Here is a 9382-nt window from a genome sequence, read left to right on the forward strand (position 1 = left end):
GCGGGATTTGTTTGCGCCGCGTGCCGATTTCGGCAGGCGTCGTCCGTCGTATCGATGGCGGCACATGGTTTGCCCCGGACCCATACAGACAGGAGACTCGTCATGACGATTCAGAAGATCACGCCTTTTCTCTGGTATTCGACGGAAGCCGAAGAAGCAGCGGCCTTCTATGCCGGCATCTTTCCGGATTCGCGCATCGTGCGCGTCACGGCGGTGCCCGGCACCGACAGCACGCGGATGGTCGAATTCGATCTGTTCGGGCAGCCATTTTTTGCGATGAGCCACCCGCGCACGGAGGCGTTCAACCACACGATCTCGCTGCTCGTCAGCTGCGCGGACCAGGCGGAACTCGACCGCTACTGGAGCGCCCTGCTCGACAACGGCGGCACGGCCGACGGCTGCGGCTGGTTGCGGGATCGTTATGGCGTGTCATGGCAGATCGTTCCGGAGGCGCTCATTCCGATGATGGCCGATCGCGACGCGGTCAAGGCGGGACGCGTGGCCGCCGCGATGATGCAGATGACCAAGTTCGACGACGCCGCGCTGAAGGCAGCCTTCGCGGGCACCGCGGGCTGACGGAGCGCGTCGGGCCGCACTCGCGTGACGCCGCGCCGGGTCGTCTGCACGGGCTCGGCTCGACGGGCTGCGCGTGTAGCGGGCTTGCATGCGTTTGCTATCCGTGGGCCGACCGGTAACCCGGTGGCGTACGTCATTGGCGTACGTCGTTTGCGTACGTCGCTGGCGCCCGTCGCTACGCCGACAGCATCGACTCGACCGTCCGCCGCGCGTAGCCGATGAATTCGGCCAGCGGTCCGCCCGACAGGATTGCCGCGCCCGCTTCGCCATCGAGATAGGCCGCTCGCGCAGCGGCTACGATCGGCCGGTGCACGTCCGGCAGGCGCTCCAGCACCCACGTCGCGGCGACGTCCTTCGGCGCGATCGCGCCGGTCGCGGCGCTGTACCAGATGCGTGCGAGCGCGAGCACGATGTTGCACGCGTCGCCACGCCAGTCCGGTTCGGCTTCCCACTGCGCAACGGTCGCGCGCGGGCACCGGCTCGAACAGCACGTCCGCAGGCGGCCCGACCAGTGCGACACCGTGCTGCCGCGCCTTCGTCAGCAGGATGGCCAGATCGTGATCGACCAGCGGCGGCTCGACGATGCCAGCTTCCAGATCGCCGCGCAGCCATTCGCCGAACTGCAACTCGCGTCGCGCCGGATGACGCCACGGCACCACGTCGTCGTGCGCGACGACGGTGACCTCCAGCGCGCGCATGCCACCGCTGCAACCGGGCGGCGCCGACGCGCCGAGCAGGTCCGACAGCAGTGCGCGTCGCACCGCTTCGTCCGGGCGCACCGCGACCGTCACCAGCAAATCGATGTCGCTGCGCGGTTTCAGGCCGCCGTCGAGCGCCGATCCGAACAGATGGACCGCTTGCAGCGTCGCACCGAGGTGCCGTTCGATCACGGCGCGCGCGGCGGCGAGCTGTGCGGCGATGTCGTGCGGAATGAAGCCCGTCACGACGACAAACCTGGCGATGCGCGCCCGACGGAGCGCGAAGAAACAACACCCGGGCAGCGCCATCGCGCGCGTCGACTTCCCCGCTCCCGATTCGCCGACGATGTCGAGCGTTTCGCCCTGCCGCACCGACACCGACATGCGTCGCGCGAACGAAGCTCGCCGCTCGGCGATGGGGATGCAGATGCGCGACATACGATCCGCCGCGTGCCACGCGTCAGGCAACCCGTCATCGCGACGCCGCCTGTTCGCTACCGCGCGCTTTGCGCGGCGCAATAAAAATCCCCGCACGCTTTCGCGTACGGGGATCTCGGGACATCGCAACGGCTGCCGACATGCATTCGGCAGTCGTTGCGCGGCATTACGCCGCCGCGTCCTTCAGCTTCTTCAGCGCACGTGCCTTCACGCGCACGCTGGCCGGCTTCGCCGGGAACCAACGCTCTTCGCCCGTGAACGGATCCTTGCCGAAGCGCTTCTTCTTCGCCGGCACGACTTGCGCCGTGATCTTCAGCAGACCCGGCAGCGTGAACTCGCCTGCGCCCTTCTTGTGGACCGAGCCCAGCACGACGTTCTCGAGTGCGACGAGCACTGCCTTGACCGCCTTCACTTCGACAGCTGCGCGCTCAGCGATGTGCGTTGCGAGCGATGCCTTCGTGAACTTGTCCTTCAGCGGCGTCGGAGCAGCCGGTGCTGCCTTCGCGACAGCCTTCTTGGCCACTACTTTCTTCGCGGGCGCAGCCTTTTTGGCAGCCACTTTCTTGGTCGCCGGTGCGGCAGCCTTCTTGGCCACCTTTTTTGCGGAAGTCGCCATGTTTCTCCTACCAGGTGTGGTCGTTGGATACACGAAGCGTGCAACGCGCGCGCTTCAACGCCGGATTCTACAAGCGCCTTGACGCTTCGTGCAGTACTTTTATGCGTTTTCGCGGGGTTTCCCGCAGGTTTTGTTGCGCGCGACCGACTTCATCGACGCTCGAGCATCCAAAAACACCTTCACGTATGGGCTCAAACGTGTCCGAACGCGAATTACGTTCGATATTTGCGCACCTATACTGGGCACGCTCAATGCCCGGATGCCTCCATGCGCGAAGTCAGATACGTCAAAGGACTCGACGGCCTGCGAGCCCTCGCCGTCATCCTCGTTTTCCTGTCCCACAAGGGCCATGTCCTTGCCGTCGACGTCGGCAAGCTCGGCGTGTGGACGTTTTTCCTCATCAGCGGATTCCTGATCGTCGGCGAGTTGCATCGCAACCGCCAGGCGGTCGAGCGCGGCACCATGACGCGCCGTCACGCACTCGCGCTGTTCCTCGCGAAGCGCGCGCTGCGGATCTTTCCCGTGTATTACCTGCTGCTCGCCGCGCTCGCGATCGCACACGCGCTGTTCTACCAGCGCGGCGTCAATCTCGGGCTCGCATGGCACGCGGCGTTCCTGTCGAATTACTGGATCGGCGTCGTCAAGGACGGCTGGCCCGGCTCCACGTCGCACTTCTGGAGCCTCGCCGTTGAACAGCAGTTCTATCTGATCGCACCGCTCGCGCTGCTCACGGTGCCCGCCGCGCGACACGTCGCGCTCGGCGTCGCGGCCGTCGTGCTGTGCGCGATCGCGCATCTCGCGCTCTACCTGTCGGACGCGTCGCCGGTGCTGATCTACGCGTTTTCCCCGTGGAATTTCGCGCTGATCGCGCTCGGCGGCGTCGGCGCGATGGCGCTCGCCGATCGCGGCGCGACGGCCGCGCGCCGCGTGCCGCCCGGCTGGCTCGGCGCGGCAGGCGTCGTGTTCTTCCTCGTGCTGCCGGCGTTCACGGCGCTGCCCGATGCGGTCGCGGGGCTCGCGGATCTCGGCCTGTCGGCGTCGCTCGCCGCTCTGATGCTGTGGATCGTCAGCGCGCCCGAGCATCCCGTCGTCGCGCTGCTCGACTGGGCGCCGCTCGCCTATCTCGGCACGATCAGCTACGGCTTCTATCTGTTCCACAACCTGATTCCGGCGCGCTTCGGCGCACTGCCCGCGTCCTTCGCGCACGTGCCGATGCCGGAGATCGTCCGCGACGCGCTGCCGGAAATGCTGCAATTCGCGCTCGCCGTGCTGCTCGCGCACCTGTCCTGGCGTTATCTCGAAAAGCGGCTGCTCGACTTCAAGAAGCCGATCGCCGCGCTGCTGGCCCGGCACTTCGCCACGCAGCCGAGCGCGTCGCCGCGCTGAGCGGCACGCGAAAGCGACGTACGGCGAAAGCCGGACGGGAACGCTTCGATATCGGCGACACCCGAGGGCCGGCTGCATGGCAGCCGCCGCTGCGTCATCGCGCGACACCCGTGCGAGTGTCGTGCATGCCGCGCAACCCCTCCACCGATCCGGTCACGCGGCGCATGCTTCGGCACCGGTTTCACGCGCGACGTCCGGCCTCGTCGGTACGCGTCACGCATCGCGGGACACCGCCTGCCGCACGTTCGCGGCACGCCAACCGAGACGTCGCGCATCCTGCTCGGGCGCCCGCAAAAACAAAAAAGCCCCGGCGCGCGAGCGGCCGGGGCCAACGGAACAACCACCACCTGAAACGACGGAGCGCGCGGCCGCTTTAAGCGACGGCAGCCAGCGCGGGCAAGCAGGTACGCAGGTACGCCTCGAATTCGCGGCTCACTTCCGGATGCTGGAGCGCGAGCTCGACGGTGGCCTTCAGATAGCCGATCTTGCTGCCGCAGTCGAAACGCGTGCCGTAGTAGCGATACGCGAGCACCTGTTCGTTCGCGAGCAGCGACTGGACGGCGTCGGTGAGCTGCAGTTCGCCGCCCGCGCCCGGCTTGAGCTTGCGCAGGTGATCGAAGATCGTCGGCATGAACACGTAGCGGCCGACCACGCCGAGGTTCGACGGCGCATCCTCCGGCGCCGGCTTCTCGATGATGCCCGACAGCTTGATGATGTCCTCTTCCCATTCCCGGCCTTCGACGACGCCGTACGAGCGGCTGTCCTCGCGCGGGATCGTCTCGACCCCGATCACCGAGCTGTGATAGTGGTCGAACACGTCGACGAGCTGCTTGAGCACCGGCTGTTCGCCGTGCAGCAGGTCGTCGGCGAGGATCACCGCGAACGGCTCGCCGTGCACGAGCTTCTCCGCGCACAGCACCGCGTGGCCGAGGCCGAGCGCTTCCGGCTGGCGCACGTAGAAGCAGTTGACGTGGCTCGGCTTGATGCCGCGCACGAGCTCGAGCAGCTTTTCCTTGCCGCGCGCCTCGAGCTCGGCCTCGATCTCGTACGACTTGTCGAAATGATCCTCGATCGCGCGCTTGCTGCGCCCGGTGACGAAGATCATCTCGGTGATACCGGCGTTGATCGCTTCCTCGACCGCGTACTGGATCAGCGGCTTGTCGACGACGGGCAACATTTCCTTCGGGCTCGCCTTCGTTGCCGGGAGGAACCGCGTGCCGAGACCGGCAACGGGGAACACGGCCTTGGTGACTTTCAACATGTTCGCATCCTGATAGCGTTGACTGCGCCGCGTCGACCCGCGACCCGGCGCGATTGTGTTCCGAACGGCATATCGAGAATCGACGGCACTGCCAATTCCGCTCCGCTCATTTTCGATATGAACTGATTGCCCAATTATTCCGGAAAAAATATAATCGTTTCAATTCGGTCGATATTGCCGAACCGATTGCCGAAGCAGAAACAAATTACCGATTTTCCAGATACAAATTCTTACGATTCGAATTCCTCGATATAGGGCACGCCGCCCCGCTCGAGGCCCGGGCGGATCGGTTCGTTCTTCAGCGCCTCGCGGTACGCCGACAGAACGGCCATGACCAGCAGTACTGCAGCGCTCGCGATCCAATGCATGTCCATCTTGCCGCTCCTTGCATCAATCAACTGGAGCTTTCAAACTATCAGAAAAAAATCGGCAAATAATTCGCGCCCCTCGACGAACCGCTTTCGCGGCCGGGATAAATCCATGATGTGGAATACCGATATTTCCGGGCGAGATTTTTTTATTCATTGACCGAATTCTTGCGCATTACGATTGGATCAAACTTCCCGTCCATCCGTCGCAAGGAATCGAATCGCATGCAAGCTTTCAGCGGATCGTCTCTGGCCGCGCCGCCCGTCGCCGATCACAAGGAACACGTGATCGACGCGATGCGCGGCTTCGCGGCGCTGCTCGTCGCCTATTTCCACTGCCGCCAGGTCGTCTGGGTCGGCATGCAGAGCTTCCATCATGCTTACGGTCATGCACTCAGCCCGGGCGTGATCGCCGGCTACCTGACCTTCCCGTTCGCATGGGGCTCCGCCGGCGTCCCGATCTTCTTCGTGATCAGCGGCTACTGCATCCACCGCAACGCGGCGCTCAAGCTCGCGGCCAACCCCGCGTACCGGCTCGACGCGCCGAACTTCTGGGTGCGCCGCTTCGCGCGCATCTACCCGGTGCTGCTCGCCGCGCTGCTGTTCACGCTCGCGCTCGACGCGGTCAGCCTGCAGATCGAGCCCGTCAGCCACAAGATCCGCGACGTCGGCCTGGTCGCGTTCCTCGTGAACCTGTTCTCGCTGCAGGGCGTCGCCGGCTACACGTACGGGTCGAACGGCGCACTGTGGACGCTGTCGCTCGAAGTGCAGTTCTATGCGATCTATCCGCTGCTGTTCGCGCTTCGCCGGCGCATCGGCATGCCGGCGGTCGTGGCCACGGTCGCGCTCGTCAACGTCGCGTCGGCGTGGCTGCTCGAACGGCACGACCTGCAGTTCTTCACGTCGTACTGGCTGTCCTGGACGATCGGCGCATGGATCGCCGACGTGCGCGCGCAGCAGTCACGCGACACGGCCGTCGTGCCGTCGCGCGCGTGGTACGTCGCGGCCGCCGTGCTGCTGGCCGCCGGCTGCGGCGCGTTCCATGTCGGCCAGTACGGTGCATTCCAGCTGTGGTCGGCCGGCTTCGCGTGCTTCCTGTACCGCGCGCTCGCCCGCCCGCCGCGCCCGACGCCGCCGCTGCGCGTGCTGAGCTGGTTCGGCGACTTCAGCTACTCGCTGTACCTGATCCACCTGCCGCTGTTCGTCTGCCTCGGCTCGGTGCTGTTCCACTCCGAACTGCAACTGTCGATCTGGCCGTCGTTCGCGTTCATGGCCGTCGCGATTCCGGTCGCGTACCTGTTCTACCGGATGTTCGAACGACCGGCGATGATGTGGTCGGCCAGCTTCAAGCCGACCCGCGCCGCCCGCGTCGTCGCGTCGACGCCCGAACAGGCCGTCTGACGCGGGCCGGCCGGCCCGTCCGGTCTCGGAGCCCTCGTGCGGCGTCTCGCTGCGCGGGGGCTTTTTCACGGCCGGCACGCGGTCGCGGGCCGGTTCGACAAGGAACGGCAGCCTGCCGCTCTCCGACCGCGCTACGCCCCGCGTAAGCCGTCTCTGCGGGGTTTGCCGCGGCACGACTTCAACGGTCCGCCTGCCCGCTTCGCGTTGCCGATGGCTCGATCCGGGTTTCAGATGACGGTCGGCCACGCTCGCGCCCGCCGCGGATTCGCGACGCAAACACACCCGTCTGCCGGAGCCAGACACCTCGCCCGCTGAAAAGCAAAGCCCCCGCGCAGCGCAACGCCGCATGGGGGCCCCTTTCCCGCCGGCTCGCGCCGGCTGCTACTTCTTCGCGTTCGCGGCCTTGGCGGCTTTCGCCGTATCCGCGAGGATCTTCTCGACCCGCTCCACGTAGGTTTCGGTCCCGAACCGGCGCACCGCGGTCGCACGCCCGCTCGCGACGAGCCGCTCGCGCAGCGCGCGGTCACGCTTGAGCGTCGCCAGCGCATCGGCCAGCGCGGCCGCGTTGCCCGGCTCGCAAAGCAGCCCGTTGTCGCCGTCCTCGATGATCTCGACGACGCCGCCCGCCCGCGCCGCGACGACCGGCCGGCGCGCGAGCATCCCCTCGACGATCACGCGCCCGAACGGCTCCGGCGTGATCGACGTGTGCGCGACAACGTCGACCGCCGTCATGCACGCGGCCACGTCGCGCTGGAACCCGAGGAAATGCACGCGTTCGTCCATCCCGTGCTGCGCGACGAATTCGTGCAGTTGCGCCGCATAGTCGTCCTCGCCGAACAGCGGCGCGCCGACCAGCACCACATGCATGTCCGGGTGCCGCGCGGCGGCCTCCAGCAGCACGTGCTGCCCCTTCCAGCGTGCGAGACGGCTGAACGAGCCGACCAGCCAGGCGTCCGCTGGCAGCCCGAGGCGCGCGCGCAGCGCGGCCTGGCTCACGCCTTCCAGCGCGTCGAACGGTTCGGCCGAAATGCCGTTGAACACGACGTCGACGTGCTGCGGCGTGAAGCCCGTCAGCGCGCGGAACGCCTGCGCGGAAGCGTCGGAGTTCGCGATCACGCGCGTGACGCCGAGCCGCGCGCAATACTTGATCGCCTTCAACTGCTTGCCGCCGAAATGATCGGTGCTGACGATGTCGCGCAGGTGCCAGACCACCGGCTTGCGCGCGAGCCGCCCGGCGAGCGCGGCGACCACCATCGCGCGTTGGGTGTTCGCGTAGATCACCTCGGCGCGGCGCGCGCGCCGGGCGACGTCGCGCACCAGCCGCACGAGCTGCTTCACCGCGCCGAACGACACGCCGCCCTGCTTGCGCACGCCCGCGAGCGCACCCTGCTCGACCACGTCGACGCGCGCACCGATCTCGTCGAGCGCCGCGCGGAACGGACCGTCGGCGAACAGCAGCACGTCGGCGTTCGCGCGCATGTGTTTCATGATCTCGAGCAGCGACAGCTCGGCGCCGCCGAGCACGCCGCTCTGGTCGAGCACGAGCGTCGCCGGGCCGCGCGCGGCCGGCAGCGGGGCAGCCGTGCCGCGCTGCGCGGTCGAACCGGGCAGCGCCTGCTCCACGTAGTCGAGAAAGCGCCGCCGGAACGTGTCGGCGGAAAAGCGCTCCGCGTTCGCGCGGCACGCGTCAGGCGTGAAGCGCTGCGGCGCACGCTCGAAATCGTCGACGGCCGCGACGATCGCGTGCGGCGTCTGTTCGTCGAAGAAGAGGCCGGTCGGGTGCAGGTTCGATTGCGGGTCGAGCACGGTTTCGAGCGCACCGCCCTTGCCGTACGCGATGACCGGCGTGCCACACGCCTGCGCCTCGACGACCGAGATCCCGAAATCCTCCTCGGCCGCGAACACGAACGCCTTCGCGCGCCGCATCCGGTCGTGCAGCACCGCGAACGGCTGGTAGCCCATGATCTCGACGTTCGGGCCGGCCTTCGCGCGAATCTTCTGCATCTCGGGGCCGTCGCCGATCACGACGAGCTTGCGCTCGGGCGTGCGCGAAAACGCCTCGACGATCAGGTCGATCTTCTTGTACGGCACCATCCGCGACGCGGTCAGGTAGAAATCCTCTTTCACCGCGTTCAGCGAGAACGCGTCGACGTCGACCGGCGGAAAGATCACCGCCGCGTCGCGGTGATAGACCTTCTTGATGCGCCGTGCGATGAACGCGGAGTTCGCGACGAAGCCGTCCACCGCGTTCGCGGTGCGCGTGTCCCAGTTGCGGATGTAGTGCAGGATCATCCGCGCGAGCAGCGATTTCGGCCCGTGCGTGAGGTTCGACTGTTCCAGATACTGGTGCTGCAGGTCCCACGCATAGCGGATCGGCGAATGCACGTAGCTGATGTGCACCTGATCCGGCCCGGTCAGCACGCCCTTCGCGACCGCGTGGCTGCTCGAGATCACGAGGTCGTACTCGGACACGTCGAGCTGCTCGATCGCGAGCGGCATCAGCGGCAGGTAGCTGCGGTACTTGGTGCGGGCGAACGGCAGCTTCTGGATGAACGACGTCCTCACCGGCTTGCCGCGCACGAATGCGCGGTCGTCGAGAAAATCGACGAGGCTGAACAGGTCCGCGTCGGGAAAGCAC

Annotated in this window: 7 protein-coding genes and 2 pseudogenes; 3 read left to right on the top strand and 6 right to left on the bottom strand. The window is 66.8% G+C overall.

From position 1 onward, the window contains the following. Positions 1-102 precede the first annotated feature (102 nt). Positions 103-576: a VOC family protein gene (locus tag JMF86_RS22650; protein ID WP_011548076.1), complete on the top strand. Its 474-nt coding sequence runs from the start codon at positions 103-105 to the stop codon at positions 574-576. 175 nt (positions 577-751) lie between these two features. Here JMF86_RS22650 and JMF86_RS22655 read toward each other — a convergent pair. From JMF86_RS22655 to JMF86_RS22665, 3 genes and pseudogenes are all read right to left on the bottom strand, one after another. Next, a pseudogene (locus JMF86_RS22655) lies at positions 752-1520 on the bottom strand (AadA family aminoglycoside 3''-O-nucleotidyltransferase). Between the two features lie 48 nt (positions 1521-1568). Then, positions 1569-1658: pseudogene (locus JMF86_RS22660) on the bottom strand (ATP-binding cassette domain-containing protein); the annotation flags it as partial. A gap of 220 nt (positions 1659-1878) precedes the next feature. Then, entirely contained in the window at positions 1879-2328 is a 450-nt protein-coding gene (locus JMF86_RS22665) for an HU family DNA-binding protein (protein WP_011548077.1), read from the bottom strand. Between the two features lie 267 nt (positions 2329-2595). Here JMF86_RS22665 and JMF86_RS22670 point away from each other — a divergent pair, with 267 nt between their 5' ends. After that, positions 2596-3714 (top strand): acyltransferase, encoded by a 1119-nt coding sequence (locus tag JMF86_RS22670; protein ID WP_011548078.1) that lies wholly within the window; start codon positions 2596-2598, stop codon positions 3712-3714. A 373-nt stretch (positions 3715-4087) separates the two neighbouring features. Here the strand turns inward: JMF86_RS22670 and galU are convergent, their stop codons facing one another. After that, complete coding sequence (galU, locus tag JMF86_RS22675) at positions 4088-4975, bottom strand: UTP--glucose-1-phosphate uridylyltransferase GalU (protein ID WP_011548079.1); 888 nt, start codon at positions 4973-4975, stop codon at positions 4088-4090. 230 nt (positions 4976-5205) lie between these two features. Next, the gene (locus JMF86_RS22680; protein ID WP_006479318.1) at positions 5206-5349 is read right to left on the bottom strand and encodes a hypothetical protein; all 144 of its coding nucleotides are present in this window, start codon (positions 5347-5349) and stop codon (positions 5206-5208) included. 219 nt (positions 5350-5568) lie between these two features. Between JMF86_RS22680 and JMF86_RS22685 the strand changes: the two genes are divergently transcribed. Then, the gene (locus tag JMF86_RS22685) at positions 5569-6744 is read left to right on the top strand and encodes an acyltransferase (protein WP_011548080.1); all 1176 of its coding nucleotides are present in this window, start codon (positions 5569-5571) and stop codon (positions 6742-6744) included. Positions 6745-7125: 381 nt separating this feature from the next. Here the strand turns inward: JMF86_RS22685 and JMF86_RS22690 are convergent. After that, the coding region (locus JMF86_RS22690; protein WP_201317154.1) for a glycosyltransferase family 4 protein at positions 7126-9382 on the bottom strand (2257 nt) is incomplete at its 5' end.

The organism is Burkholderia sp. E168m15, from assembly GCF_016586105.1.
Taxonomy (GTDB): Bacteria; Pseudomonadota; Gammaproteobacteria; order Burkholderiales; family Burkholderiaceae; genus Burkholderia; species Burkholderia orbicola.

Bases quoted from the DNA above. Each gene is read 5' to 3' on its own strand.
- JMF86_RS22650 (WP_011548076.1), top strand. From the start codon at position 103: ATGACGATTCAGAAGATCACGCCTTTTCTCTGGTATTCGACGGAAGCC.
- JMF86_RS22665 (WP_011548077.1), bottom strand. From the start codon at position 2,328: ATGGCGACTTCCGCAAAAAAGGTGGCCAAGAAGGCTGCCGCACCGGCG.
- JMF86_RS22670 (WP_011548078.1), top strand. From the start codon at position 2,596: ATGCGCGAAGTCAGATACGTCAAAGGACTCGACGGCCTGCGAGCCCTC.
- galU (WP_011548079.1), bottom strand. From the start codon at position 4,975: ATGTTGAAAGTCACCAAGGCCGTGTTCCCCGTTGCCGGTCTCGGCACG.
- JMF86_RS22680 (WP_006479318.1), bottom strand. From the start codon at position 5,349: ATGGACATGCATTGGATCGCGAGCGCTGCAGTACTGCTGGTCATGGCC.
- JMF86_RS22685 (WP_011548080.1), top strand. From the start codon at position 5,569: ATGCAAGCTTTCAGCGGATCGTCTCTGGCCGCGCCGCCCGTCGCCGAT.